Source organism: Pseudomonas sp. LBUM1668, from assembly GCF_059695715.1.
Genome location: NZ_CP166787.1, coordinates 2,792,495 through 2,819,294 on the forward strand (window position 1 = coordinate 2,792,495; position 26,800 = coordinate 2,819,294).

Here is a 26,800-nt window from a genome sequence, read left to right on the forward strand (position 1 = left end):
CCATGCCTGACCACGACCCCACCATTCACCTCGAGCGCTTCAACGAATCCCACGTCGAGGGCGTCACCGCTCTGTACAACGATGCCGCCGTCGCCCGGCAGGTGTTGCAGATGCCGTTTCAGTCCGCCGAGGTTTGGCGCCAGCGGATACAAGCCGATAACGAGCGGGCGGTGAAACTGGTGGCGCTGCATCAGGGCGTAGTGATCGGTCACTTGGGCCTAGAGCATTTTTCGCGGATTCGCCGCAGCCACGCTGGCAGCTTCGGCATGGGTGTCGCGACGGCTTGGCAGGGCAAGGGAGTCGGTTCGAAATTGTTGGCGGCAGCGCTGGATGTGGCCGACAACTGGATGAATCTGCACCGCGTCGAGCTGTCGGTGTACGCCGACAACGAGGCGGCTATCGGTCTCTACCGCAAGTTCGGTTTCGAGACCGAAGGCCTGTTTCGTGATTACGCGGTACGCGACGGGCAATGGGTCGATACCTTGAGCATGGCCCGCCTGCGCAATCGTCCGAAAACCTGACTCAGTCGCCCAGCGCGAACGCCACCGCCGACTGCGCATGCAGCTCGGTGGTGTCGAGCAGGGGCAGGGCGCTGTGTTCGGGTTTGATCAACATGCCGATTTCCGTGCAGCCCAGAATGATCGCCTGAGCGCCGCGAGCGGTCAGGGATTCAATTACCTGCTGGTAGATCTTGCGCGACGCCTCGCTGATCACGCCAACGCAGAGTTCGTCGTAGATGATCCGGTGCACTTCTTTGCGCTGAGCGTCGTCCGGCACCAATACCGTCAAGCCTTGGGCGATCAAGCGCTGCTTGAGAAAATCCTGCTCCATGGTGAACGCCGTGCCCAACAGCCCGACCGTTCGCGCATCAATCTTCAAAGCCGCTTGCGCCGCTGGTTCGGCAATATGCAAAAACGGAATGCTGATTGCCGCCTGAATCTGGTCGGCCACCTTGTGCATGGTGTTGGTACACAGCACCACACATTCAGCGCCGCCGGCTTCGAGCCTGCGTGCGGCGTCCACCAGAATCGCTGCCGCATCGTCCCAGCGCCCGGCATGCTGGGCCTGTTCGACCGGGCCGAAGTCGACGCTGTACATCAGCATCTGCGCCGACCGCAGCGGGCCGAGCTGATCGCGGACTTGCTGATTGATGAGGCGATAGTATTCGGCGCTGGATTCCCAGCTCATGCCGCCGATCAGGCCGATAGTGCGCATTCGATGTCCCCAGGCAGGTGCCCAGACGAAAGGCCGGGCCGGAGCCGAGTGTCTATTTGTTCACCGACGTGCGCCAGCGCAAATTAACTGTACCGATCATCCAGCTGCAAAGTGTCACGGTGGTCGCTTTCGAGGTTAAACGTACGCCAGTGCTTCGATCTGTCACTATCAGGTATCGCAGGCTCCTCAGAGGAATGTACCCATGAACGACGTACAACAACTGGGCGAAATGCTTCGTCACTATGCCGAGAGTGAGGCGCACAAGAAGCAACTGTTCGAAACGCAGTCGCAGGCATGGACGACGCGGATTACCGAACTGTTCGGGCAGATCCAGCAATGGCTTGAACCGGTGCAGGCACCGAATTTGCTGGAGGTCAGCCGTGAGGCGTATGTCGCGTTCGGCCCCAGCACACCGGTCGATACTTCAACCTTCAAGACCGAGAAACTGACCATTGTGATTGCCGGCAAACCGGTGGAGTTTGTACCCGATGTGATGGGCAGCTCGGGACAGATTTCATTGGCGGTAATGGGTTTGACAGCGGCGCGCTACGGCAGTATTTCGCTGGTGGGCCTGCCGGGCGGGGAGTGGCAGTGGCGCAAGACCAACGGCTTGAAAGACCCCGACACGTTTGCATTTGATGCGGATTTTCTGGCGTTGCAGTTGCAGAGTCTTATTCCTCGAGACCGCACCTGAGCCCGCAAGAAAACACGCATTCCTCCTGTAGGAGCTGCCGCAGGCTGCGATCTTTTGATCTGTTTTTTAAACGCAAGATCAAAAGATCGCAGCCTGCGGCAGCTCCTACAGGAGGTTACATATCCAGATTGATCCAACCCGGCTTCGCCACCTCCGGCGCCACCGCTTTCACCGCCTTGCCCGTCGCCAGCTCAACCCTGCGCGCCACCTCCGGGTCATCGGCAAACGGCACCATGCTCGCCTCATCCAGACTGTCCGCGGTCTCACGGCGCAAGCAGTACTCCACCGCCAGCCACAGAAACACCACGCCCAACCCATTCAAGAAAAATTCAAACATGACCGGCTCCCTGCCTCAGGCGATCTGTGCTTCACGGTGGGCCAGTGCCACGTCCGCGACCCGCACGGTGCGCCAGACGTTGTAAGCCATCAGCAACATCCCGGTCAGGAAGAACACCCCGCCAGCAAAGCGCACGATAAACCCCGGATGGCTGGCCTGCAGCGCCTCGACAAACGAATAGGTCAGCGTGCCGTCTTCATTGATCGCCCGCCACATCAGGCCCTGGGTGATGCCGTTCACCCACATCGAAGCGATATAAAGCACCGTGCCGATGGTCGCCAGCCAGAAGTGCAGGTTGATCAGCGGCGTGCTGTACATCTGCTCGCGACCAAACACTTTCGGCACCATGTGATACGTCGCGCCAAAGGTGATCATCGCCACCCAGCCGAGTGCGCCGGCGTGTACGTGGCCGATGGTCCAGTCGGTGTAATGGGAGAGGGCGTTGACGGTTTTGATCGCCATCATCGGCCCTTCAAACGTCGACATCCCGTAGAACGCCAGCGACAGCACCAGAAAGCGCAGGATCGGGTCGGTACGCAACTTATGCCACGCACCGGACAAGGTCATCATCCCGTTGATCATCCCGCCCCAGCTCGGCGCCAGCAGGATCAGCGACATCGCCATGCCCAGCGACTGCGCCCAGTCCGGTAGCGCGGTGTAGTGCAAGTGGTGGGGGCCGGCCCAGATGTACAGGGTGATCAGCGCCCAGAAATGCACGATCGACAACCGGTACGAATACACCGGCCGATTGACCTGCTTCGGCACGAAGTAATACATCATCCCCAGGAAACCCGTGGTCAGGAAGAAACCCACCGCGTTGTGCCCGTACCACCACTGCACCATGGCATCGGTTGCGCCGGAATACACCGGATAGGATTTGAACCAGTCCACCGGAATCGACAGGTGATTGACCACGTGCAGCATGGCGATCACCAGAATGAACGCGCCGAAGAACCAGTTGCCCACATAGATGTGCTTGGTCTTGCGCTGCACGACGGTAGTGAAGAACACCACGGCGTAAGCCACCCAGACCACCGCCATCCACACCGCGCCGGAGAATTCGATCTCGGCGTATTCCTTGGTGGTGGTGTAGCCCAGCGGCAGGGTGATCAGCATGATCACGATCACCGATTGCCAACCCCAGAACGTGAATGCGGCGAGCTTGTCCGAATACAGCCGCACCTGACAGGTACGCTGCACGGCGTAGTAACTGGCGGCGAATTGCGCGCTGCCGGCGAAGCCGAAAATCACCAGGCTGGTGTGCAACGGTCGCAAGCGGCCGAAGGTGGTCCACGGCAGGTCCAGATTCATCTCGGGCCAAACCAGTTGCGAGGCGATCCATACCCCCATCGCCATGCCCACGACACCCCAGAAAACAGTCGCGATGACGAATTGGCGGACGACCTTGTAGTTATAAGCCTGTCCGATTGTTGCTGTGCTCATGGTCAGTTCATCCACGGTTGCAAAGTCTTGCCAGGCCACCCGGTCTGGCATGGGTTGCACTGTAGAAACCCCACCGGAAACAAAACAGGCTCAGGAATCTTTCATTTATGCGGATCAGATTGAAGTGCTGCCTGCGGCCATCTGCCGCGCCCTGATACGGTTTTTATGCGTTCAGGTGAATCTGTAACGCGCTGCGCCGTTCGGCCATAGTCTGGGAAAATCTGTAGGAATTGTGTGCGTCCTGATGAGGTGGCAGTGGCATGTATCAATACGATGATTACGACCGGGCGCTGGTGTTCGAGCGCGTTGCGCAGTTTCGCGATCAGGTCGAGCGCTTCATGGCCGGGGAATTGAGTGAGGAGGAGTTTCTGCCGCTGCGTCTGCAAAACGGTCTGTACCTGCAAAAGCACGCTTATATGCTGCGTGTGGCGATTCCCTACGGCACGCTCAGCGCCGCGCAAATGCGCACACTGGCGAGCATCGCGGCTGACTATGATCGTGGTTACGGACACTTCACCACGCGGCAAAACATGCAGTTCAACTGGATCGAGTTGGCCGAAGTGCCGGATATTCTCGAACGGCTGGCGCAGGTCAACATGCATGCGATCCAGACCTCCGGCAACTGCGTGCGCAACATCACCACCGAAGCCTTCGCCGGGGTCGCGGCAGATGAGTTGATCGACCCGCGACCACTGGCGGAAATTCTCCGGCAATGGTCGACGATCAACCCGGAATTTCTCTTCCTGCCGCGCAAGTTCAAGATCGCCATCTGCTCGGCGAAGCAGGATCGCGCGGCAATCATGATGCACGACATCGGCCTGTATCTTTACCCCGGCCGCGATGGGCAAATGCTCTTGCGAGTGATCGTTGGTGGCGGTCTGGGGCGCACGCCGATCCTCGGGTTACAGATCCGTGACGGCTTGCCGTGGCAGCACTTGCTGTCTTACGTCGAGGCGGTGCTGCGCGTGTACAACCGCCATGGCCGGCGCGACAACAAGTACAAGGCGCGGATCAAGATTCTGGTCAAGGCATTGGGCATCGAGGCCTTCGCCAAAGAAGTCGAAGAGGAGTGGCATCACCTCAAGGACGGCCCGGCGCAGTTGACCGAGGCCGAATATCAGCGGGTCGCCAGTGCCTTCGTGCCGCCGACTTATCACACGCTGCCCGACACCGATCTGGACTACGGCACGCGGCTGGCCGATAGCCCGGCGTTTGCCCGCTGGGTCGCGCGCAACGTGCAGCCGCACAAAGTGGCGGGTTACACCAGCGTGGTGCTGTCGACCAAACCCGGTCAGGCCGCGCCGCCGGGGGACGTGACGGAGTTGCAGATGCTGGCCGTCGCCGACTGGGCCGAGCGCTTCGGTTTCGGCGAGATTCGCATTGCCCATGAGCAGAACATCGTCCTGCCCGATGTGCCGAAAGCCGATCTGTATGCGCTGTGGCAACTGGCGTGCGAGCTGAATCTGGGGACGGCCAACATCGGCTTGTTGACCGACATCATTGCCTGCCCGGGCGGTGATTTCTGCGCACTGGCCAACGCCAAATCGATCCCGATCACCCAGGCGATTCAGGCGCGCTTCGACAATCTCGACTACCTGCACGATCTGGGTGATATCAGCCTGAACATCTCCGGCTGCATGAATGCCTGCGGCCATCACCACATCGGCAATATCGGCATCCTCGGCGTCGACAAGAACGGCAGCGAGTGGTACCAGATCACCCTCGGCGGCGCGCAGGGCAAAAACAGCGCGCTGGGCAAGGTCATCGGTCCGTCGTTCAGCGCAGCAGAGGTGCCGCAGGTGATCGAGCGGATCATCGGCACCTTTGTGCGTTATCGCGAGAGTGAAGAATTGTTTGTCGACACTTTGGCGCGGATCGGACTGGAGCCGTTCAAGGAACGGGTGTATCCGAAAGCGCTGGAGGTGTCGGCATGAACAATCTGCTGCGGTTGCAGGAGGGGGTCGCGCAAATAGTCACGGACGATCCGTGGACGCTGGTTCGCGAGCCTGCGTTGGCCAGTGCTTCGGGATTGCTGATTCTGCCTTTGACCCATTGGCTGGAACGGCCCTCGACCCACGCCGTGTGGCTCGGCCCGGATGACGACGCCGAAAGCCTCGTGCCCTGGCTGGCGTCATTGCCACTGATTGCGCTGGATTTCCCGAGTTTCCGTGACGGCCGCGCCTACAGCCAAGCCTATTTGCTGCGCAGCCGTTTTGGCTGGGCAGGGGAATTGCGCGCGATTGGCGATGTGTTGCGCGATCAGCTCAGCCATATGCGCCAGTGCGGGTTCGACAGTTTTGCTGTGCGCGAGGACAAATCGGCTGAGGATGCGCTGAAGGGGTTGGCGGGAATGAGCGTGCTGTATGGCCGATCAGTCATCGAGCCGCGGCCACTGTTTCGTAGACGCTGATGAATCAAAAGATCGCAGCCTTCGGCAGCTCCTACATGGGAATGCAGCTCCTGTAGGAGCTGCCGCAGGCTGCGATTTTTTGATCTTGACCATACCGGGGAAACCCCTAGAACCCTGACCAATTCGGGATTTTTCCTTGGGTCGATGCTGGCCTTTTGGTAGAGTCGCCGTCGCCAGCGGGTTTTCGGCTGGACGATGGAATCGAAGAAGGGAGTCTGATCAGTGAGTCCGGGCAAGAAAATCCTGGGCCTCACCGCGTTGCTTTTGATGCTGACGCTGTGGGCCAGTTACTTTTATGTATTCAATGAAAACCGCAACGGCCAACTCGGCGGTGTCGGCGAAAGCACCGCGTGGTGTGGCACGCCGCCGTCCACTGAAGCGGCGCTGCTGGGCAAGGATCAACTGACCTTGCGCGTCACCAACAACCTGCGTGGCGAGTTCATGCTCAGCGGTTCACTGGTGGTCTCCGAACGCACGTTCAACCGCTACGACCTGGGCCGCAACGAACTGCGCCTGCGTCTGGAACCGTTGCAGTGGTCCTACGGCGTGACGCCGATCTTCCTCGAGCAGGTCAAGTTGCAGCCCCTGAGCCGCAACCTCTCAGCGACTAACAAAAGCGCGTTTGCCGAACTTGAACCGCGTCCGATTGGCGTGCAGGGGCAGGTCACCGCTTTTCCGTTCGACACCTACCGTTACGGCTACAAACCGGTGCTGTATTACCTCAAGGGCAGCGAGCGCGTCGACCTGCGCTTCAAGAACATCACCACGCTGATGGAGATGTCCAACACCTTCACGCCGATCCAGAAGTACAACCGCGTCGACTACATCGCCGAGCAAAACTCGATGATCCGCGACGAGGATTACAAGGCCTACGGCCCGCACGAATGCGCGTTCAGCGTTGAGCGCAAGGGCTCGTTCAAAGCCGTGGTGCTGTTGTTTCTGCTGGTGCTGTGTCTGCCGCTGTTGCTGGTGTTCTATCGCGAAGAACCGGGGATCGACTTCCTCGCCACGCTGGTGGGGGTTGCGCTGGTGCGGGTGCTGCTGATCGGGCCGGTGGAGGACTTCCGGTTGTACAACATCGACTTGCTGTTTGGCGCGGCGATTTTGCTGGTGGGCACGGTGTCGTTGTACAAGGCGATGCGGGCTAATACCCGGCGGGAGATAGCGCTGAGGAGTGGGGAAACTTCTTCCTGGTAAATCTGCGCTGAACCTGTAGGAGCTGCCGCAGGCTGCGATCTTTTGATCTTGATCTCTAAAGTCAAAAGATCGCAGCCTGCGGCAGCTCCTACATTGGAGCCATTGCGGCCCAAAGGGGTTATTTCAGGGCCGGATCGCCCATGTTCATCTTCTTCCACCCTTGCAACAGCACCTGCGCCTTGGGTTCCTGCCCGCTGTCGAGGTAGTACTGAATCAGCGACAGCCGCGCGTTGCGATTCGTTGGCTGGACCTTGATCAACCCTTCCAATACTTCACACGCCTCATCGACCTTGCCACTTTCGTGCAGCGCCACGGCCAGCACGTAACCGTACTGCGCGTTCTGCGGCTCCAGTTGTGCGGCTTTTTTCAGCGGTGACATGGCTTCGGCGGTCTTGCCGGCGCGGATCAGCGATAGCCCGCGAGTGTGTTGCAATAGAGCAGCGTCCGGATGCGCCTTAAGGCTGTCATCGAGCAACGTCTGCGCTTCCTGACCGCGGCCATTGCCCTCCAGCCATTGCACCAGCGTCACCAGTGCCGGGAAGAAATCCGGATCGCGTTTGAGCGCGCTGCGCAGCAGGGCTTCAACTTCTGAACTGCGGCCACTGGCCTGATACAGCATCGCCAGATTCAAATTGGCTTCGGCACGTTCCAGCAGACTCTTCTGTACGGCTTCGTACTCGGCAATCGCCGCATCCCAATTCCCCTGCGCAGCGCCCAGACCATTGCGCGCAACGCTGAGCAGATCCCGCGCGGCAACGATGCGCACGGCTTTCACCGGATCACCCAACAACGGTGTCAGCAGCGGGGCACGTTCCGGTGGCGGCAGGAACGCGCTGATCGCCCGCACGGCACTTTCGCGAACCTGCGGCGCCGGATTTTTCAGATCCTGCGTTGCCAGCTTCAATGCCTGCTCACTCGGATACAGCGGCAGTTCCTCCAGCAACGTCGCGCGCTGGATCGCCGGCAGGTTGCTGCGCTGCAATTGTTCATACAGTGCGTTGGCGGCGCCGGGCTGGCCATTGCGGATCAGCCACAGGCTTTCGTCGTAACGCGGCGCCTGGGATGCGGTCGACGCGCTCCACAACTTGAACTGCGCGGTGATCTTGTCGCCAGCCTTACCCTGGTGGCAGGCGAGGCAGGCATCAGGGGTGCCGAGTTTTTGCGCACGCTCAGGGTTGGGAATACTGAAACTGTGGTCATGCCGAAAATCATTGCCCATATAAAACTTGCCGGGCATGTGGCAGTCCACGCATTGCGAGCCAGGCTGGCCCATGGTGTGGCGGGTGTGCTCGATGGAATCGTAGTTCTTCGCTTGCAGCCCCTTGCCGTCGACGCCTTCGATCGAGGTCTTGCCGGCGGTGTTGTGGCATTGCAGGCAGACCGCGTTGCCCGGTGCTTTCAGCTCATTGCTGTGCGGGTTGTGGCAGTTGCTACAACGCACACCCTTGTCGAACATCTTGCTTTGCAGGAACGAGCCGTGTTCGAACACTTCATCCTTGATCTTGCCGTCCAGCGCATACAGTTCGCGGGTGAGGGGGTTGGGCAGGTAGTCATCCATCAAGCGTTTACCGACCGTGAAGCCATCGCCCAGCGGCGCGCGTCGCGAATGACAGCGGGCGCAGGTTTCGATCTCGACAGTGGCGTTCTTGTCCTTGAGGTCGACGGCAAACCCTTGATGAATCAGGTCGCCTTTCTTCTGCGTCCATTCAAGGTGACTGGATGCCGGGCCATGGCAGGCCTGACAACCGACGCCGAGGCTGTTCCATTGACTGTTGAAGGTGTTGCTGGCCGCATCGAAATTACGCTTGAAACCGGTGGTGTGGCACTCGACGCACATGAAGTTGGCGTTCTGGCTCGGCTTGCTCCAGTGCAGCGGATTCTTGAAGTTCACGCCTTGGCCGGGGTAGAGGTGGAACCAGCGATTTTTCTCGGTATCCCACGCCACACCCAGCGCCTGCAATCGGCCCTCACCGGCTTCGATCAGGTATTGCTGCAGCGGCGCGATGCCGAAGGTGTAGGCCACCTTGAAGTCGGCATTCTTGCCGTCGATGCCCGGGGTGTTGACCCAGAATTCATCGCCCTTGCGCGAGAATCGCGTGGTCTCTTTTTCGGCCTTGAAAGTGATGTTGTTGAAATCGCCGAGCATGGTGTCGGCGTTCGCCGGTTGCATCGCCAATTGGTGATGCGACCCTTGCCAATCCTTGACTTGCTCGGTGTGGCAGCCTTGGCATTGTTGTTCGTCGACCATCGTCGCCGGTTTCAACGCGACAGGTTGCGGCTTGGCTGTAACAGGTGCGGGGGCACTGATCGGCGGCGCTTTGAGCGGCGCGTGTGCCGGGCTGAACAGAAACCAGCCGATGCCCGCCACGGTTGCCAGCAGCACAGCGATGGTGATCGGGAACAAGAGTTTTGAAATGGAAGATTGCGACGAATCAGGGTCAGGTTGCAGTGCTTTATTTTTATGCTTGGGCATTACGACTTCCGTAGTCCAGGTGCTTTTGCTGTCTGGCGTGCGTTCAAGCTGGGTGCAGCTTTGCTGTCTGTAGCGAGCCTGTCAAATGACGGTTGTGATCCGCCGCGCAGGCTTGCGTGAATTTTCTGATTTCCAAGCGCAATTGCTGAGGCTTTAGCTATACCTGTACTTCCCCTATATAAAAAGTTTTCGGCCGTCTGACAGGAGTTACAGCATGAAGCTAGCAGTAATGATGGGCACGCTGTGCATTGCTACCCTCGGCGTGGTGGGCTGCTCAAGCAAAACCGTCGCTCCCGGTGAATATTCGGGGTTTCTCAAGGATTACAGCCAACTCAAAGAGGCCAAGTCGCCGTCCGGTGCCGAGGTGATGCGCTGGATGGACCCGAAACTCGACATCAAGAAATTCACCAGCTTTTACGTCGAACCGAGCCAGCTCTATCCGAAACCGCAAGCGACAGCGAAAGTCCCGCAACAGACGCTCAACGGCATCACCAGCTACTACGATCAAGCGCTCAAGCGTGAACTCGGCAAGTCGTTGCCACTCGCCACCGGTCCTGGTCCAGGGGTGTTTGTGGTGCGTCCGGCGATCACTGCAGTCAGCAGCAAGACAGAAGGCCTGAAAGTTTATGAGGTGATTCCGATTGCACTGGTGGCGGCGGCGGTGAGCACTGCCACCGGGATCCGCGATCAGGAAACTACCCTGGCCACTGAAGCGGTGTTCATTGATGGCGGCAACAACAAGGTTGTTGCTCAGGTCGTGCGTAAAGGGACTGGCAAACCGCTGGAGAACGACTCGCAAGTAATGCAGGCCAATGACGTCAAAGCCGTGATCGATGGCTGGGCTTCGGATGTGCATCAGTCGTATCTCAAGCTGAAAGCTGAAGCCAAGTAATCGCGCACCCTGTAGGAGCTGCCGCAGGCTGCGATCTTTTGATCTTGTTTTTAAACAACCAGAGTCAAAAGATCGCAGCCTTCGGCAGCTCCTACAGTAGTTCGCGTTCACGGAGGACTGCTCAGGGCTTTTTCGCTTGCTCGCGAATGCGTTCTTCCTGCTCCCGCAATTCAGGCGTGAATTCTGCGCCGAAATCCTCGGCGGAGAATATCTGCCGAATCTCGATATCAGAGTCGCAGCCCGGCATCGGGTTGGGGCAGCGTTTGACCCACTCGATGGCTTCCTCTTTCGACTTCACGTCCCAGATCCAGTAGCCGGCTACCAGTTCCTTGGTTTCAATGAAGGGCCCGTCGGTCACTGTGCGTTTATCTCCCGAGAACCGCACGCGGGCGCCTTTGCTGCTCGGGTGCAGGCCGTCGGCTGCGACGAGGATGCCGGCCTTGGTGAGTTCTTCGTTGAAATTGCCCATGGCGGTCAGCAGCTCTTCGCTGGGCATGATGCCGGCCTCGGAGTCGGCGCTGGCTTTGACAAGGATCATGAATCGCATGGTGAGTACTCCGTGGAGTGTGGGGGGATTCACTGATAGTCGAACGGGGTTGGAGCGAATCGACAGATGCATTTATAAAGATGCCAGCCCGAAACTCACAACTGTATTGACCCGAGCCCATGTAGGAGCTGCCGAAGGCTGCGATCTTTTGACTTTGCTGTTTCAGATCAAAAGATCGCAGCGTTGCGCAGCTCCTACAGGGAGAACGCATTTCAAATGTAGGAGCTGCCGAAGGCTGCGATCTTTTGACTTTGCTGTTTAAAGATCACGAGATCGCAGCGTTGCGCAGCTCCTACAGGGGGTGTGAGTTGTATGCAGTTTGCGTTTCAGAACATGACAATTTCAGCGCGGGCATAGGTTGTCGAACAATTTCGTGGTTAACTTCGGCCCCTGCGTGATTTTCTAAAACAACGTTCAGAAGGACTCAAGTCATGGCTCAAGTCACCCTCAAAGGCAACCCGGTTCAAGTCAACGGCCAGTTGCCACAAGCCGGTTCCAAGGCGCCAGCCTTTTCTCTGGTTGCCGGCAATCTGTCCGACGTCACCCTGAAAGACTTCGCCGGCAAGCGCAAAGTGCTGAACATCTTCCCAAGCGTCGACACCCCGACCTGCGCCACCTCCGTGCGCAAGTTCAACGCTCAGGCCAACGACATCAGCAACACCGTGGTGCTGTGCATCTCGGCTGACCTGCCGTTCGCCCAAGCGCGTTTCTGCGGTGCCGAAGGTCTGGAAAACGTCCAGAACCTGTCGACCCTGCGCGGCACCGAGTTCATCGAGAACTACGGTGTGGCCATCGCTGACGGCCCGCTGAAAGGCCTGACCGCTCGTGCCGTGGTTGTACTGGATGAAAACGACAACGTCCTGCACAGCGAACTGGTCAAGGAAATCGCTGAAGAGCCTAATTACGAAGCGGCGTTGGCCGTTCTGAAATAAGCGTTCTGAAACAAACGCTTTACAATTGTTAACGGCCTGGCCCTGTCCAGGCCGTTTTCATTTGTGTATCAGTGTTTTGCCTCACACCTTGAAACGTAAGTTGAAGGTAAATTGCCGGTAAAGCTGCTTTGCTTAATCCCCATCAGTGCTTATCGTTCAGCCTCCCGTAAAAGAAGCCCACGCGCCCAATGGTTAATCACTCCATGCAATCGTCCCCCCGCAACTCCCGTCGCTGGCTGATCAGCCTGCTTGTCTTGTTGGTTATCGCTGTGCTGTGCTGGAAATTCTGGCCCGCCGGCTCAGCCGACAAGGAGGGCGGCGAGAAGGCTGCAGCCGGACATGCCGGGCGTTCCGGGATGATGCGCCCGGGCTTCGGTGGCGGCGCCGGGCCGATTCCTGTGCGCGTGGCGCCGGCGGTCACCGGTGACTTCCCGCTGTATTACAAGGCGCTGGGCACCGTCACCGCGCTCAACACCATCAATGTGCGCAGCCGGGTGGGCGGCGAGTTGGTGAAGATCAATTTTGAAGAGGGCCAGATGGTCAAGGCTGGCGACTTGCTGGCAGAGATCGATCCGCGCCCGTACCAGAACGCCTTGCTTCAGGCTGAAGGCACCTTGCTGCAGAATCAGGCGCAACTGAAAAACGCACAGGTGGATGTCGAGCGTTATCGCGGCCTGTTCAAGGAAGACAGCATCGCCAAACAGACGCTGGACACCGCCGAAGCGCTGGTCGGCCAGTACCTGGGCACGGTCAAGACCAACCAGGCGGCGGTCAACGACGCCAAGCTCAATCTCGAATTCACCAGGATCCGCGCACCAATTGCCGGTCGCGTCGGTCTGCGTCAAGTTGACGTCGGCAACCTCGTTGCGGCCAATGACACCACGTTCCTCGCGGTGATCACTCAGACTCAGCCGATCAGCGTCGCTTTCACCCTCCCGGAAAACAACCTCGAAACCGTGCTCGCCCGCTACCGCAGCGGCGCAAAGTTGCCGGCTGAAGCGTGGGATCGCGGTGATACCAAACTGCACGCCACCGGCGTGTTGCAAAGCCTCGACAACCAGATCGACGTGGCCACCGGCACCCTGAAGTTCAAGGCCCGTTACGAAAACCGCGATCAGTTGCTGTTCCCCAATCAGTTCGTCAACGTGCATCTGCTGGCCGACACCCTGAAAAACGTCGTGCTGGCACCGTCCGCCGCGATTCAGTTCGGCACCAACGGCACCTTCGTCTACGCACTGGATGGCGACAAGAAAGTCACGATTCGTCAGTTGAAGATCGGCGCCAGTGACGGTGAAAACACCGTGATCACTGAAGGCCTGGCCGCTGGCGACCGCGTAGTGCTGGAAGGCACCGACCGCCTCAAGGAAGGCAGTGAAGTGGAAGTGGTCAACGACAGCAATCAAGTGCCGACCACACCGACCGAACACCTGCAAGGCAAGTCCGCTGCCACCCCGACTGACGCCGCCGTGACCGACAAGGCCAAGAAGGGCGCATGAACATTTCGCGGCTGTTCATTCTTCGTCCGGTAGCCACCACCCTGAGCATGCTGGCCATTGTACTGGCCGGCCTGATCGCTTATCGCCTGCTGCCAGTGTCGGCGCTGCCGCAGGTCGATTACCCGACCATCCGCGTCATGACCCTGTATCCAGGCGCCAGCCCGGACGTGATGACCAGCGCGGTCACCGCTCCGCTTGAACGTCAATTCGGGCAGATGCCGGGCCTGACGCAAATGGCCTCGACCAGTTCCGGCGGCGCCTCGGTGTTGACCCTGCGTTTCAGCCTCGACATCAACATGGACGTCGCCGAACAACAGGTGCAGGCCGCGATCAACGCAGCGACCAACCTGCTGCCGACCGACTTGCCGGCGCCGCCGGTATACAACAAAGTCAACCCGGCGGACACCCCGGTGCTGACCCTGGCCATCACCTCGAAAACCATGCTGCTGCCCAAACTCAATGACTTGGTCGATACGCGCATGGCGCAAAAAATCGCTCAGATCAGCGGCGTCGGCATGGTCAGCATCGCTGGCGGCCAGCGTCAGGCTGTACGGATCAAGGTCAACCCGGAGGCGTTGGCCGCCAATGGCCTGAACCTGTCGGACGTGCGCACCTTGATCGGCGCCTCCAACGTCAACCAGCCGAAAGGTAACTTCGACGGTCCGACCCGGGTGTCGATGCTCGATGCCAATGACCAGCTGACGTCGCCCAAGGACTACGCCAACCTGATCCTCGCTTACAAGAACGGCGCGCCGTTGCGGCTCAAGGATGTTGCGGAAATTGTCGACGGCGCCGAGAACGAGCGTCTGGCCGCGTGGGCCAACCTGAATCAGGCAGTGCTGCTGAACATCCAGCGGCAACCGGGCGCCAACGTGATCGAGGTGGTCGACCGGATCAAGGCCTTGCTGCCAAGCATCACCGACAATTTGCCGGCCGGCCTCGAAGTCACTGTTCTGACCGACCGTACCCAGACCATTCGCGCTGCGGTGACGGACGTGCAGCACGAACTGCTGATCGCCGTTGCGCTGGTGGTAATGGTGACGTTCCTGTTCCTGCGCCGTTTCAGCGCGACGATCATTCCTTCGGTGGCCGTGCCGTTGTCGCTGATCGGTACGTTCGGCGTGATGTACCTCGCCGGATTCTCGGTGAATAACCTGACCCTGATGGCGCTGACTATTGCCACCGGTTTCGTGGTCGACGATGCCATCGTGATGCTGGAGAACATTTCGCGTTACATCGAAGAGGGCGACAGCCCGATGCAGGCCGCGCTCAAGGGCGCGAAGCAGATCGGCTTCACCCTGATTTCCCTGACCCTGTCGCTGATCGCGGTATTGATTCCGCTGCTGTTCATGGCCGACGTGGTCGGGCGCCTGTTCCGCGAATTCGCCATCACCCTGGCGGTGGCGATCCTGATTTCCCTCGTGGTCTCGCTGACCCTGACGCCAATGATGTGCGCGCGTCTGCTCAAGCGCGAACCCGAGGAACACGAGCAGGGCCGGTTCTACCGGGCCAGCGGCGCGTGTATTGACTGGATGATCGCCGAGTACGGCCGGATGCTGCGCTGGGTGCTCAAGCATCAGCCGCTGACATTGCTGGTCGCCATCGGCACTCTGGCATTGACCGTGTTCCTCTATATGGTCGTGCCGAAGGGCTTCTTCCCGGTGCAGGACACCGGGGTGATTCAGGGTATTTCCGAAGCGCCGCAGTCGATTTCCTTCGCCGCGATGGGCGAGCGTCAGCAGGCATTGGCCAAAGTCATTCTTGAAGACCCGGCGGTGCAGAGCCTGTCGTCCTACATTGGCGTTGATGGCGATAACGCCACGCTCAACAGCGGCCGGTTGTTGATCAATCTCAAGCCACACAGCGAGCGTGATCTCACCGCTACCGAAATCATCGCGCGCCTGCAACCGCAACTGGACAAACTCGTCGGCATTCGTCTGTACATGCAACCGGTGCAGGACCTGACCATCGAAGACCGTGTCAGCCGCACGCAGTACCAGTTCAGCATGTCCTCGCCGGATTCCGAACTGCTCAGCCAATGGAGCGGCCGACTGGTCGAAGCCCTGGCGCAACGTCCGGAGCTGACCGACGTCGCCAGTGACTTGCAGGACAAGGGCTTGCAGGTTTATCTGGTGATCGATCGCGATGCGGCGTCGCGCCTGGGTGTGTCGGTGGCGAACATCACCGATGCGCTGTACGACGCCTTCGGCCAGCGGCAGATCTCGACCATTTACACTCAGGCCAGCCAGTACCGCGTGGTGCTGCAAGCGCAGGCCGGGGAAAGGATCGGCCCGCAGGCGCTGGATCAGATTCACGTCAAGACCACTGACGGCGCGCAGGTGCGCCTGTCGAGTCTGGCCCATGTCGAGGAACGCCAGGCGCAACTGGCGATCACCCACATCGGCCAGTTCCCGGCGGTGATGATGTCGTTCAACCTGGCACCGGGCGTGGCGTTGGGGCATGCGGTGGACGTCATCGAACAAGTGCAGAAAGACATCGGCATGCCGGTCGGCGTGCAGACCCAGTTCCAGGGCGCGGCCGAAGCGTTCCAGGCTTCGCTGTCGAGCACCTTGCTGCTGATTCTCGCGGCTGTGGTGACCATGTACATCGTGCTTGGCGTGCTTTACGAGAGCTACATCCACCCGATCACCATTCTCTCGACCCTGCCGTCAGCGGCGGTCGGTGCGTTGCTGGCATTGCTGCTCAGTGGCAACGACCTGGGCATGATCGCGATCATCGGCATCATCCTGCTGATCGGCATCGTCAAGAAGAACGCGATCATGATGATCGACTTCGCCCTCGACGCTGAACGCAATCAGGGTATGGCACCGCAGGAGGCGATCTATCAAGCGGCGCTGCTGCGTTTCCGGCCGATCCTGATGACCACGCTGGCGGCGTTGTTCGGCGCTGTACCGTTGATGCTCGCCACCGGTTCCGGGGCTGAGTTGCGCCAGCCTTTGGGTCTGGTGATGGTGGGTGGCTTGCTGGTAAGTCAGGTGCTGACGCTGTTCACCACACCGGTGATCTACCTGTATTTCGACCGTCTGGGCCGACGCTTTGGCAAAACCAATGCCGACACCGAAGAGGTGGCGGTATGACTGAGCACAAAACCTGTAGGAGTGAGCCTGCTCGCGATAGCGTCGGCACATCCAATATCAATGTAAGCAGACATACCGCTATCGCGAGCAGGCTCACTCCTACAGGGGTGCGGCGTGAAGCAGGGGACTGCGGTCGATGAACCTCTCCGGTCCTTTCATCAAGCGCCCGGTTGCCACCATGCTCCTGAGCCTGGCGATCATGCTGCTGGGCGGTGTCAGCTTCGGCTTGCTGCCAGTGTCGCCCCTGCCGCAAATGGACTTCCCGGTGATCGTCGTGCAGGCGAGCCTGCCCGGCGCCAGTCCGGAAGTCATGGCGTCCACCGTGGCGACGCCGCTGGAGCGTTCGTTCGGTGCCATTGCCGGCGTCAACACCATGAGCAGCCGTTCGAGTCAGGGCTCGACCCGGGTCATTCTGCAATTCGATCTCGACCGCGACATCAACGGCGCGGCGCGGGAAGTGCAGGCCGCGATCAATGCTTCGCGCAATCTGTTGCCGAGCGGGATGCGCAGCATGCCGACCTATAAAAAGGTCAACCCGTCGCAGGCACCGATCATGGTGCTGTCGCTGACCTCGGATGTGCTGGAAAAAGGCCAGCTCTACGATCTGGCGTCGACCATCCTCTCGCAGAGCCTGTCGCAGGTGCAGGGTGTCGGTGAGGTGCAAATCGGCGGCAGTTCGCTCCCGGCCGTGCGCATCGAACTCGAACCGCAGGCACTCAACCAATATGGTGTGGCGCTCGACGATGTGCGTAAAACCATCGCCGATGCCAACGTGCGCCGCCCGAAAGGCTCGGTCGAGGACGGTCAGCGGCTGTGGCAGATCCAGGCCAACGATCAGTTAGAGAAAGCCAAGGATTACGAGTCGCTGATCATCCACTACGCCGATGGTGCCGCACTGCGCCTCAAAGACGTGGCCAAGGTCAGCGACGGAGTCGAAGACCGATACAACAGCGGTTTCTTCAACGATGACGCGGCGGTCCTGCTGGTGATCAACCGCCAGGCCGGTGCCAACATCATCGAGACGGTCAACGAAATCAAGGCACAGTTGCCGGCGCTGCAGGCGGTGTTGCCGGCCAGCGTCAAACTGAATCTGGCGATGGACCGCTCGCCAGTGATCAAGGCAACCCTGCACGAAGCCGAGATGACGCTGTTGATCGCCGTGGGGCTGGTGATCCTGGTGGTCTTCCTGTTTCTGGGCAACTTCCGCGCCTCGCTGATTCCGAGCCTGGCCGTGCCGGTGTCGCTGGTCGGCACGTTTGCGGTGATGTACCTCTATGGCTTCTCGCTGAACAACCTGTCGCTGATGGCGTTGATTCTCGCCACCGGGCTGGTGGTGGACGATGCCATCGTGGTGCTGGAAAACATTTCCCGGCACATCGACGAAGGCGTCAAACCGATGCAGGCGGCTTATCTGGGCGCCAAGGAAGTCGGCTTTACCCTGCTGTCGATGAACGTGTCGCTGGTCGCGGTGTTCCTGTCGATCCTGTTCATGGGCGGGATTGTCGAGAGCCTGTTTCGCGAGTTTTCCATCACTTTGGCCGCGGCCATTGTGGTGTCGCTGGTGGTGTCCCTGACGTTGACGCCGATGCTCTGCGCGCGCTGGCTCAAACCGCACACGCCGGGGCAGGAAAACCGCCTGCAACGCTGGAGCCGCCGCACCAACGATTGGATGGTCGCCAGGTACGCCACCAGCCTCGACTGGGTGCTGCGCCACCGTCGCCTGACATTGCTCAGCCTGTTTATTACCGTAGGCGTCAATGTCGCGCTGTACGTGGTGGTGCCGAAAACCTTCATGCCGCAGCAGGACACGGGTCAGTTGATTGGTTTCGTGCGCGGTGATGACGGTCTGTCGTTCAGCGTCATGCAGCCGAAAATGGAGATCTTCCGCCGCGCCGTGCTCAAGGACGAGGCGGTGGAGAGTGTTGCCGGGTTCATCGGTGGCAGCAACGGCACCAACAACGCCTTCATGCTGGTGCGCTTGAAGCCAATCAAGGATCGCCAGTTGTCGGCGCAGAAGGTCATCGAGCGCCTGCGCAAGGAAATGCCCAAAGTGCCCGGCGCACAACTGATGCTGATGGCAGATCAGGATCTGCAATTTGGCGGTGGCCGCGAACAGACCTCGTCGCAGTACAGCTACATCCTGCAAAGCGGCGATCTCGGTGAATTACGTGAGTGGTATCCGAAAGTGGTCGCCGCGCTGCGCGCCTTGCCGGAGCTGACGGCGATTGACGCCCGCGAAGGCAAGGGCGCACAACAGGTGACGTTGATCGTCGATCGTGATCAGGCCAAACGCCTTGGCATCGACATGGACATGGTCACCTCGGTGCTCAACAACGCTTACAGCCAACGGCAGATTTCGACGATCTACGACAGCCTCAACCAGTATCAAGTGGTGATGGAGGTCAATCAGAAATACGCCCAGGACCCGGTGACGCTCAAGCAAGTGCAGGTCATCACCGCTGACGGTGCGCGGGTGCCGCTGTCGACTTTTGCGCACTATGAAAACAGCCTCGAAGACGATCGCGTCAGCCACGAAGGCCAGTTCGCTTCTGAAGATATTTCCTTCGACATGGCCGAAGGCGTGACGGTGGAGCAGGGCAGTGCCGCCATCGAGCGGGCGATTGCCAAGGTCGGCTTGCCGGAAGATGTCATCGCGAAAATGGCCGGCACCGCCGATGCCTTTGCCGCGACCCAGAAGAGCCAGCCGTTCATGATTCTTGGCGCGCTGCTGGCGGTGTATCTGGTGCTGGGCGTGCTTTATGAAAGCTATATCCATCCGCTGACGATTCTGTCGACGTTGCCCTCGGCCGGGGTTGGCGCGTTGCTGTCGATCTATGCGCTGGGGGGGGAATTCAGTCTGATATCGTTACTCGGATTGTTCCTGTTGATCGGCGTAGTGAAGAAAAACGCGATCCTGATGATCGACCTCGCGCTGCAACTGGAACGGCATCAGGGCATGACTCCGCTAGAGTCGATCCGCAGCGCCTGTTTGCAACGGCTGCGACCTATCCTGATGACCACGCTGGCGGCGATCCTCGGGGCCTTGCCGTTGCTGCTCAGCCGCGCCGAAGGTGCCGAAATGCGCCAGCCATTGGGCCTGACCATCATCGGCGGGCTGATTTTCAGCCAGGTGCTGACGCTTTACACCACGCCTGTGGTTTACCTCTATCTCGACAAGCTGCGCCATCGCTTCAACAAATGGCGTGGCGTGCGTACTGATGCTGCTCTGGAAACTCCGCTATGACTGACCGTTCGCTTTTAAATCTGGCCACTGCTCGCGGCTCGCGCCTGTTGAGCCTGTCACTGTGTGTGGCAATGCTCAGTGCCTGCGCCGTCGGCCCGGACTACCAGCGCCCGCAGACAGCGGAAATCGCTCAATACAAGGAAGCCGAAGGCTGGCGCCAGGCCAATCCGAGCGATTCGCTGGCCCGTGGCGCCTGGTGGGAGTTGTACGGCGATCAGCAACTCAACGGGCTGGTCGAGAAACTCAACAGCGCCAACCAGACGGTCGCGCAATCAGAAGCCCAATACCGTCAAGCCCAGGCCTTGGTCCGTAGCGCGCGCGGAGCGTTTTACCCAAGTGTCGACCTCAGCCTTGGCAAGACCCGCTCCAGTCAGGGCACCGGCAGCAGCAGTTCGAGCCTGAGCAGTTCCTCCAGCGGTATTCGCGATACCTACAACGCGCAGTTGGGCGTCAGTTGGGAAGCCGACATCTGGGGCAAGCTGCGCCGCGGGCTGCAAGCCGATGAGGCCAGTGCCCAGGCGAGCTTCGCCGATCTGGCGGCGATGCGTTTGAGCCAGCAGTCGGAGTTGGTGCAGAACTACCTGCAACTGCGGGTGATCGATGAGCAGAAGCGTTTGCTCGAAGCGACGGTTGCGGCGTATGAGCGTTCGCTGAAGATGACCCAGAACCAATACCGCGCGGGCGTTTCCGGGCGTGATGCGGTCGCCCAGGCGCAGACGCAACTGAAAAGTACCCAGGCTGATCTGGTCGATCTGATCTGGCAGCGGGCGCAGTTCGAAAACGCCATTGCCGTGCTCACCGGGCAAGCGCCGGCAAACTTCAACATCGCCGAAACCCAGACCATTCCGAATCTGCCGCAGGTGCCGTTGAACCTGCCTTCGCAACTGCTTGAGCGCCGCCCGGACATCGCCTCGGCCGAGCGCTCGGTGATAGCCGCCAACGCCAACATCGGCGTAGCCAAAGCCGCGTATTACCCGGATCTGTCGCTGAGCCTGAGTGGCGGCTACAGCAGCAGTACGTCAAATGACCTGATCAGCCTGCCGAACCGTTTCTGGTCGGTGGGGCCGAAACTGAACCTGCCGCTGTTCGACGGCGGCATACGTTCGGCAGAGGTCGACCGTACTGAAGCGGCGTACGACCAGACGGTGGCCAAGTACCGGCAGACGGTGCTCGATGGTTTCCGCGAGGTGGAAAACTATCTGGTGCAACTCAAGGTGTATGAAGACGAAGCAGCGGTGCGCCAGGAAGCGCTGGATGCTGCCCGTGATTCGCTGCGCCTGACGGAAAACCAGTACAAGGCCGGGCTGATTGCCTATATCGACGTTGTGGTGGTGCAGGCCACGGCGCTGAGTAACGAGCGCAATGTGCTGAATATCCTGCAGAGTCGCTTGATTGCCAGCGTGCAATTGATTGCCGCGCTGGGCGGTGGTTGGGATGGTGAACTGCCCGCCGAATGACTGTGCAGGAGCTGCGGCACGCTGCGATCTTTTGATCCTGGTCTTTAGAAGCAAGATCAAAAGATCGTCCGATCGCGGCCCGAGCCTTCGGCAGCTCCTACAGTTAACGCAATGACTACAGATTAACGAATGACCTGTAGGAGCTGCGGCACGCTGCGATCTTTTGATCTTGTTTTTAGAATCAGGATCAAAAGATCGCAGCCTTCGGCAGCTCCTACAGTTAACGCAATGACTACAGGTTAACGAATGACCTGTAGGAGCTGCGGTACGCTGCGATCTTTTGATCTTGTTTTTAGAGTCAGGATCAAAAGATCGCAGCCTTCGGCAGCTCCTACAGTTAACGCAATGACTACAGATTAACGAATGACCTGTAGGAGCTGCGGCACGCTGCGATCTTTTGATCTTGTTTTTAGAATCAGGATCAAAAGATCGCAGCCTTCGGCCAGCTCCTACAAGGGTTTTTTGGGGGCTGTGATTACCGCGCCAGAGCCTTGTAGGACGATCAAACAAGCGTTTCATCGGGTTGATGGCAAAATGGTTACTTTGTCAGTGCGTTCTTCTGTGCAATCAGTACAATCGCCGCATTTTCCCGGCCGAGAATGGACGCAGTACGGTATGGGTCGCCACGAGAATCCGCATGCTCATCGGTAGTTATTCCTCCACTCTGGTTTTCATTTCGCTGTGTGTCGCGATTCTCGCCTCGTACACCGCGCTCGACCTCACCGGACGTATTGCCACGGCCAGAGGCCGTGCCGTGCATTTCTGGAATGCCGGTGGTGGTTTTGCCATGGGCATTGGCGTCTGGTCGATGCACTTCATCGGCATGCTCGCCTTCAAACTGCCGATCGAACTTGGTTACGATATCGCCCTCACGGCACTGTCGCTGCTGATCGCGGTGCTGTCCTGTGGTTTTGCCTTGTGGCTGGTGAGTCAGCCGAAACTGCCCATTCTGCAATTGGCGTTTGGTGCGCTGATCATGGGCGCCGGCATCAGTGCCATGCATTACACCGGCATGGCGGCTATGCGCATGACCCCGGGAATCGACTACGATCCGACGTTGTTCAGTGCGTCCTTGTTGATCGCGGTCGGCGCTTCTGCGGCGGCACTGTGGATCGCTTTTCGCCTGCGCCAGCATTCGCCCTATGTCCGTTTGATCCGTGCGGGCGCTGCGGTGATCATGGGCATCGCCATTGTCGGCATGCATTACACCGGCATGGCCGCCGCGCAATTTCCGGACGGCAGTTTCTGCGGCGCGACGATCAATGGCCTGAAAGGCAATGGCCTCGACAGCCTGGTACTGATTACCACGCTGGCCGTGCTGTCGATTGCCTTGCTCACCTCGATACTCGATGCGCGCCTTGAAGCACGTACTGCCGATCTGGCGCACTCGTTGACCGTGGCGAACCGCGAGCTCACGCAACTGGCGCTGCACGACACCCTGACCGGCCTGCCTAATCGCATGCTGCTCGACGACCGCATCAATCAGGCGATGAAAAAGGTCAATGAGCAGGGTGGCTGTTTTGCGCTGATGTTTATTGATCTGGACGGCTTCAAACCGGTCAATGACGCATTCGGCCATCACATGGGCGATCAGCTGTTGCGTGAAGTCGGCGTGCGTCTTCGCGAAGACTTGCGCAGCCTCGACACGCTGGCACGGATCGGCGGCGATGAGTTCGTCTTGCTGGTACGCCTGACTGAGCCTGACGATGCCTTGGGTTTGGCAGCACGCCAAGTCGGGCTGATCGCGCAACCATTTCACGTGGCTGAACATGATTTGCAGATTTCCGCCAGCGTCGGCATCGCCCTGTATCCGGGCAACGGCCAGAATGCGCAGGAATTGCTGATGAACGCCGACGCGGCGATGTATCACGCCAAGGGCGGCGGCAAAAACGGCTACAGCTTCTTCGACGTATCGATGAATACCAATGCGCGCAAACAGCTGCAATTGCTGCAGGATTTGCGCGCAGCGCTGGAGCATGGCCAGTTCAGCCTGTATTACCAGCCCAAATTCGACGCCGCCAACGGTCGACCGGTCGGCGCCGAAGCGCTGCTGCGCTGGCAGCACCCGATCCACGGCATGCTGATGCCAGACAAATTCATCGATCTGGCGGAGAAAACCGGGCTGATTATCCCGATCGGCGAATGGGTGCTCAACGAAGCCTGCCGACAGATGCGCGAGTGGTACGTGCTCGGCTATACCGACTGGCGCATCGCGGTGAACCTGTCGGCGTTGCAGTTCTGCCACGCGGGGTTGGTGCGCGGCGTTGCCAAGGCGCTCGCGACCCACCATTTGCCGGCCAACAGCCTGACCCTGGAAATCACCGAAACCACGGCGATGAGCGACGCTGACGCGAGCATGACGGTGTTGCAGGAGTTGTCGGACATGGGCGTCGATTTGTCCATTGATGACTTTGGCACCGGCTATTCGAGCCTGATGTACCTCAAACGCCTGCCGGCCAACGAGTTGAAGATCGACCGTGGATTTGTCCGCGATCTGGAGCATGACAGCGACGATGCAGCGATTGTGTCGGCGATTGTCGCGTTGGGCCAGGCGCTGGGTTTGCGCATTGTTGCTGAAGGTGTTGAAACAGGGTCGCAGCAGGATTTCCTGACGCAACTGGGTTGCGATTCGTTGCAAGGGTATCTGCTGGGGCATCCGCTGCCGGCGGAGCAGTTCATGCGCGACATTGCCCGCGGCGAGAGCCTGGCGACAGTTTGATAGAGCGCGTCATCGTTCATCGCGAGCAGGCTCACTCCTACATTTGGAACGCATTCCCCCTGTAGGAGTGAGCCTGCTCGCGATGGCGTACTGCCAGACACCACACACACCATGCAAAACCCAACAATGGCGGTTATTCTTCCCCCCGACGGTTACGTGTGCATTTGGGGGAAAGGCCAGCATGGATAAAGTCATTGTGATCACCGGTGGCGGGCGCGGGATTGGCGCCGCTACGGCATTGTTGGCTGCTGAACAGGGCTATCGGATCTGCATCAATTACCAGTCGGACGAACAGGCCGCGCACAGCGTGCTGGAGCAAGTCCGTGCGCTGGGCGCACACGCCATCGCGGTGCGCGCCGACGTCAGCATTGAAGACGAAGTGATCGCACTGTTTCAGCGGGTCGACACCGAGCTGGGCCGAGTGACTGCGCTGGTGAACAATGCCGGCACCGTCGGACAAAAGTCGCGTGTCGATGAGATGTCCGAATTCCGCATCCTCAAAATCATGAAAACCAACGTCCTGGCGCCGATCCTCTGTGCCAAGCACGCCATTCTGCGCATGTCGCCCAAACACGGCGGGCAGGGCGGCAGCATTGTCAATGTGTCGTCGGTGGCGTCGCGTCTCGGTTCACCCAATGAATACGTTGACTACGCGGCCTCCAAAGGCGCGCTCGATACCTTCACCATTGGTTTGTCCAAGGAAGTGGCGGGCGAGGGGATTCGGGTGAACGCGGTGCGTCCGGGTTACATCTACACCGATTTCCACGCGCTGAGCGGCGATCCGGATCGGGTCAGCAAACTGGAATCTGCAATCCCGATGGCCCGTGGCGGGCGCCCGGATGAAGTGGCGGAGGCGATTATCTGGTTGCTGTCGGACAAGGCATCGTATGCGACGGGGACGTTTGTTGATTTGGGTGGTGGGCGATAAACAGCAAGATCAAAAGATCGCAGCCTGCAGCAGCTCCTACAGAGGAATTTGTGTTCCCCTGTTGGAGCTGCCGCAGGCTGCGATCTTTTGTTTTGTCAGGTCTGGCCTCATCGCTGGCAAGCCAGCTCCCACAGTGATTTGTGTTGAACACACAATTTGTGAACGACATCGAAACCTGTGGGAGCTGGCTTGCCAGCGATAAGGCCGGTGCCATCAACACCAAACTGTCAGAACGACCGCACAATCCGCCCCAGCGTCTCCATCGCCTTCTCCGAATCCTCGGTCCACGGGCTGCCGTAATTCAAGCGAATACAGTTCCTGAAGCGCTGCGTCGGCGAGAAAATCGGCCCCGGCGCGATGCTGATGCCTTGCGCCAGCGCCATCTGAAACAACTTCAACGAATCCATCTGCGGTGGCAATTCCAGCCATAGAAAGTACCCGCCCGCCGGCTGACTGACCCGCGTCTGCGCCGGGAAGTACCGGGCAATCGCCGCGAGCATCGCGCTCTGCTGTTCTTCCAGCGCATAGCGCAATTTACGCAGATGCCGGTCGTAGCCGCCGTGTTGCAGGTAGTCGGCAATCGCCGCTTGCGCCGGCATCGAGGCGCACAGCGAGGTCATCAGTTTCAGCCGTTCGATCTTCTGCGCGTAGCGTCCGGCCGCGACCCAGCCGATGCGATAGCCGGGGGCCAGGCTCTTGGCGAACGATCCGCAATGCATCACCAGCCCTTCGGTGTCGAAGGCCTTGGCCGGTTTCGGCGCCTGTTGGCCGTAATAGAGTTCGGCGTAAACGTCATCTTCGATCAGCGGTACCTGATGAAGGCGCAGCAGTTCGACCAGTTCCTGTTTCTTGGCCTCGGGCATGGTCGCACCCATCGGGTTCTGGAAACTTGTCATGCACCAGCAGGCCTTGATCGGATGGCGTTCCAGCGTCTGCGCGAGCACGCCGAGGTCGATACCGTCGCGCGGGTGCACGGGGATTTCCACGGCTTTGAGTTTCAGTCGTTCCAGCACTTGCAGGCTGGCGTAGAACGCCGGGGCTTCGATGGCCACCAGATCGCCCGGTTCGGTGACCGCTTGCAGGCACAGGTTCAGCGCCTCGAGGGCGCCGTTGGTGATCAGCAGTTCTTCCATCGGCAGCATCAAGCCGCCGACCATGTAACGCAGGGCTATCTGTCGACGCAGCTGCGGGTTGCCCGGCGACATGTCGGTGACCACCATGCGCGGGTCCATCTCCCGCGCGGCACTGGCCAGTGACCGCGACAGCCGTTGCAACGGGAACAGTGTCGGGCTGGGGAATGCCGAGCCGAACGGCACGGTGCTTGGGTCCTTGATCGATTCCAGTACCGAGAACACCAGTTCGCTGACGTCGACTTCGGTGGAATCGTTGACGTGGCTGCTGATCACCGGCTCCGAGAACGGGCTCGGTGCATGGGTGTTGACGAAGTAACCGGAACGCGGACGGGCACGGATCAGGCCTCGACGTTCGAGGAGGTAATAAGCCTGGAACACCGTGGACGGGCTGACGCCGTAAGTCTGGCTGGCATAGCGCACCGATGGAACGCGCTGGCCGGGGCCCAGGACGCCGGAGCGAATCAGTTCTGCGATGTCTTCGGCGAATTTTTCGTAGCGTTTCATCGGCTGCCCGGTTGGTGATTGATTCGAGTGTAGGAAATTGTGGCGAGGGGATTTATCCCCGCTGGGCTGCGGAGCAGTCCT

The 26,800-nt window shown here is 59.6% G+C and carries 19 protein-coding genes; 13 read left to right on the forward strand and 6 right to left on the reverse strand.

Annotated elements, in window-relative coordinates; translation table 11 throughout:
• Positions 1-2: 2 nt before the first annotated feature.
• A complete protein-coding gene (locus ACA061_RS12650; RefSeq protein WP_210700144.1) occupies positions 3-521 on the forward strand; it encodes a GNAT family N-acetyltransferase in 519 nt (172 codons plus the stop codon).
• Position 522: 1 nt separating this feature from the next.
• On the opposite strand, the gene ACA061_RS12655 is transcribed toward ACA061_RS12650, so the two are convergent.
• A complete protein-coding gene (locus tag ACA061_RS12655) occupies positions 523-1,215 on the reverse strand; it encodes an aspartate/glutamate racemase family protein (RefSeq protein ID WP_210700143.1) in 693 nt (230 codons plus the stop codon).
• Positions 1,216-1,417: 202 nt separating this feature from the next.
• Here ACA061_RS12655 and ACA061_RS12660 point away from each other — a divergent pair, with 202 nt between their 5' ends.
• Positions 1,418-1,909 carry a hypothetical protein gene (locus ACA061_RS12660; RefSeq protein WP_150615773.1) on the forward strand — a complete coding sequence of 164 codons (492 nt, stop codon included), beginning with the start codon at positions 1,418-1,420 and terminating at the stop codon, positions 1,907-1,909.
• Positions 1,910-2,024: 115 nt separating this feature from the next.
• Here ACA061_RS12660 and ACA061_RS12665 read toward each other — a convergent pair whose 3' ends face one another.
• The gene (locus ACA061_RS12665) at positions 2,025-2,246 is read right to left on the reverse strand and encodes a cbb3-type cytochrome c oxidase subunit 3 (RefSeq protein WP_210700142.1); all 222 of its coding nucleotides are present in this window, start codon (positions 2,244-2,246) and stop codon (positions 2,025-2,027) included.
• A 15-nt stretch (positions 2,247-2,261) separates the two neighbouring features.
• Positions 2,262-3,689, reverse strand: coding sequence for a cytochrome-c oxidase, cbb3-type subunit I (ccoN, locus tag ACA061_RS12670; protein WP_150615771.1), 1,428 nt, complete (start codon positions 3,687-3,689; stop codon positions 2,262-2,264).
• Between the two features lie 260 nt (positions 3,690-3,949).
• Between ccoN and nirA the strand changes: the two genes are divergently transcribed.
• The 3 genes from nirA (at position 3,950) to ACA061_RS12685 (ending at position 7,296) form a co-directional block, all read left to right on the forward strand.
• Positions 3,950-5,623 carry a nitrite reductase NirA gene (gene nirA / locus ACA061_RS12675; RefSeq protein WP_497301767.1) on the forward strand — a complete coding sequence of 558 codons (1,674 nt, stop codon included), beginning with the start codon at positions 3,950-3,952 and terminating at the stop codon, positions 5,621-5,623.
• Positions 5,620-6,099, forward strand: coding sequence for a DUF934 domain-containing protein (locus ACA061_RS12680; protein ID WP_150615769.1), 480 nt, complete (start codon positions 5,620-5,622; stop codon positions 6,097-6,099). The genes nirA and ACA061_RS12680 overlap by 4 nt, the downstream gene beginning before the upstream one ends.
• A gap of 222 nt (positions 6,100-6,321) precedes the next feature.
• Positions 6,322-7,296, forward strand: coding sequence for a hypothetical protein (locus ACA061_RS12685; RefSeq protein WP_497301769.1), 975 nt, complete (start codon positions 6,322-6,324; stop codon positions 7,294-7,296).
• A gap of 118 nt (positions 7,297-7,414) precedes the next feature.
• On the opposite strand, the gene ACA061_RS12690 is transcribed toward ACA061_RS12685, so the two are convergent.
• The gene (locus tag ACA061_RS12690) at positions 7,415-9,769 is read right to left on the reverse strand and encodes a tetratricopeptide repeat protein (protein ID WP_497301770.1); all 2,355 of its coding nucleotides are present in this window, start codon (positions 9,767-9,769) and stop codon (positions 7,415-7,417) included.
• A 214-nt stretch (positions 9,770-9,983) separates the two neighbouring features.
• Between ACA061_RS12690 and ACA061_RS12695 the strand changes: the two genes are divergently transcribed.
• Complete coding sequence (locus ACA061_RS12695) at positions 9,984-10,661, forward strand: DUF3313 domain-containing protein (protein WP_497301771.1); 678 nt, start codon at positions 9,984-9,986, stop codon at positions 10,659-10,661.
• Positions 10,662-10,782: 121 nt separating this feature from the next.
• Here ACA061_RS12695 and ACA061_RS12700 read toward each other — a convergent pair whose 3' ends face one another.
• Positions 10,783-11,208 carry a YciI family protein gene (locus ACA061_RS12700; RefSeq protein WP_210554668.1) on the reverse strand — a complete coding sequence of 142 codons (426 nt, stop codon included), beginning with the start codon at positions 11,206-11,208 and terminating at the stop codon, positions 10,783-10,785.
• 431 nt (positions 11,209-11,639) lie between these two features.
• On the opposite strand from ACA061_RS12700, the gene tpx reads away from it, so the two are divergent.
• The 7 genes from tpx (at position 11,640) to ACA061_RS12735 (ending at position 25,082) form a co-directional block, all read left to right on the forward strand.
• Entirely contained in the window at positions 11,640-12,140 is a 501-nt protein-coding gene (gene tpx / locus ACA061_RS12705; protein WP_150603175.1) for a thiol peroxidase, read from the forward strand.
• 188 nt (positions 12,141-12,328) lie between these two features.
• A complete protein-coding gene (locus ACA061_RS12710) occupies positions 12,329-13,636 on the forward strand; it encodes an MdtA/MuxA family multidrug efflux RND transporter periplasmic adaptor subunit (protein ID WP_497301773.1) in 1,308 nt (435 codons plus the stop codon).
• Entirely contained in the window at positions 13,633-16,734 is a 3,102-nt protein-coding gene (locus ACA061_RS12715) for an MdtB/MuxB family multidrug efflux RND transporter permease subunit (protein ID WP_150615761.1), read from the forward strand. Before ACA061_RS12710 ends, ACA061_RS12715 begins: the two co-directional genes overlap by 4 nt.
• A gap of 136 nt (positions 16,735-16,870) precedes the next feature.
• Entirely contained in the window at positions 16,871-19,978 is a 3,108-nt protein-coding gene (locus ACA061_RS12720) for an efflux RND transporter permease subunit (RefSeq protein WP_497301774.1), read from the forward strand.
• The gene (locus ACA061_RS12725; RefSeq protein ID WP_210700133.1) at positions 19,975-21,435 is read left to right on the forward strand and encodes an efflux transporter outer membrane subunit; all 1,461 of its coding nucleotides are present in this window, start codon (positions 19,975-19,977) and stop codon (positions 21,433-21,435) included. Before ACA061_RS12720 ends, ACA061_RS12725 begins: the two co-directional genes overlap by 4 nt.
• Positions 21,436-22,072: 637 nt before the next feature.
• Complete coding sequence (locus tag ACA061_RS12730) at positions 22,073-24,154, forward strand: putative bifunctional diguanylate cyclase/phosphodiesterase (RefSeq protein WP_497301776.1); 2,082 nt, start codon at positions 22,073-22,075, stop codon at positions 24,152-24,154.
• Positions 24,155-24,335: 181 nt separating this feature from the next.
• The gene (locus ACA061_RS12735) at positions 24,336-25,082 is read left to right on the forward strand and encodes an SDR family oxidoreductase (RefSeq protein ID WP_150603169.1); all 747 of its coding nucleotides are present in this window, start codon (positions 24,336-24,338) and stop codon (positions 25,080-25,082) included.
• Between the two features lie 227 nt (positions 25,083-25,309).
• On the opposite strand, the gene mapR is transcribed toward ACA061_RS12735, so the two are convergent.
• Positions 25,310-26,719 (reverse strand): GntR family transcriptional regulator MpaR, encoded by a 1,410-nt coding sequence (gene mapR / locus ACA061_RS12740; protein WP_210554674.1) that lies wholly within the window; start codon positions 26,717-26,719, stop codon positions 25,310-25,312.
• Between the last annotated feature and the right edge of the window lie 81 nt (positions 26,720-26,800).

Bases quoted from the DNA above. Each gene is read 5' to 3' on its own strand.
- ACA061_RS12695 (WP_497301771.1), top strand. From the start codon at position 9,984: ATGAAGCTAGCAGTAATGATGGGCACGCTGTGCATTGCTACCCTCGGC.
- ccoN (WP_150615771.1), bottom strand. From the start codon at position 3,689: ATGAGCACAGCAACAATCGGACAGGCTTATAACTACAAGGTCGTCCGC.
- ACA061_RS12735 (WP_150603169.1), top strand. From the start codon at position 24,336: ATGGATAAAGTCATTGTGATCACCGGTGGCGGGCGCGGGATTGGCGCC.
- ACA061_RS12690 (WP_497301770.1), bottom strand. From the start codon at position 9,769: ATGCCCAAGCATAAAAATAAAGCACTGCAACCTGACCCTGATTCGTCG.
- nirA (WP_497301767.1), top strand. From the start codon at position 3,950: ATGTATCAATACGATGATTACGACCGGGCGCTGGTGTTCGAGCGCGTT.
- ACA061_RS12700 (WP_210554668.1), bottom strand. From the start codon at position 11,208: ATGCGATTCATGATCCTTGTCAAAGCCAGCGCCGACTCCGAGGCCGGC.
- tpx (WP_150603175.1), top strand. From the start codon at position 11,640: ATGGCTCAAGTCACCCTCAAAGGCAACCCGGTTCAAGTCAACGGCCAG.
- ACA061_RS12715 (WP_150615761.1), top strand. From the start codon at position 13,633: ATGAACATTTCGCGGCTGTTCATTCTTCGTCCGGTAGCCACCACCCTG.
- ACA061_RS12665 (WP_210700142.1), bottom strand. From the start codon at position 2,246: ATGTTTGAATTTTTCTTGAATGGGTTGGGCGTGGTGTTTCTGTGGCTG.
- ACA061_RS12730 (WP_497301776.1), top strand. From the start codon at position 22,073: ATGCTCATCGGTAGTTATTCCTCCACTCTGGTTTTCATTTCGCTGTGT.
- ACA061_RS12650 (WP_210700144.1), top strand. From the start codon at position 3: ATGCCTGACCACGACCCCACCATTCACCTCGAGCGCTTCAACGAATCC.
- ACA061_RS12680 (WP_150615769.1), top strand. From the start codon at position 5,620: ATGAACAATCTGCTGCGGTTGCAGGAGGGGGTCGCGCAAATAGTCACG.
- mapR (WP_210554674.1), bottom strand. From the start codon at position 26,719: ATGAAACGCTACGAAAAATTCGCCGAAGACATCGCAGAACTGATTCGC.
- ACA061_RS12710 (WP_497301773.1), top strand. From the start codon at position 12,329: ATGGTTAATCACTCCATGCAATCGTCCCCCCGCAACTCCCGTCGCTGG.
- ACA061_RS12725 (WP_210700133.1), top strand. From the start codon at position 19,975: ATGACTGACCGTTCGCTTTTAAATCTGGCCACTGCTCGCGGCTCGCGC.
- ACA061_RS12720 (WP_497301774.1), top strand. From the start codon at position 16,871: ATGAACCTCTCCGGTCCTTTCATCAAGCGCCCGGTTGCCACCATGCTC.
- ACA061_RS12655 (WP_210700143.1), bottom strand. From the start codon at position 1,215: ATGCGCACTATCGGCCTGATCGGCGGCATGAGCTGGGAATCCAGCGCC.
- ACA061_RS12660 (WP_150615773.1), top strand. From the start codon at position 1,418: ATGAACGACGTACAACAACTGGGCGAAATGCTTCGTCACTATGCCGAG.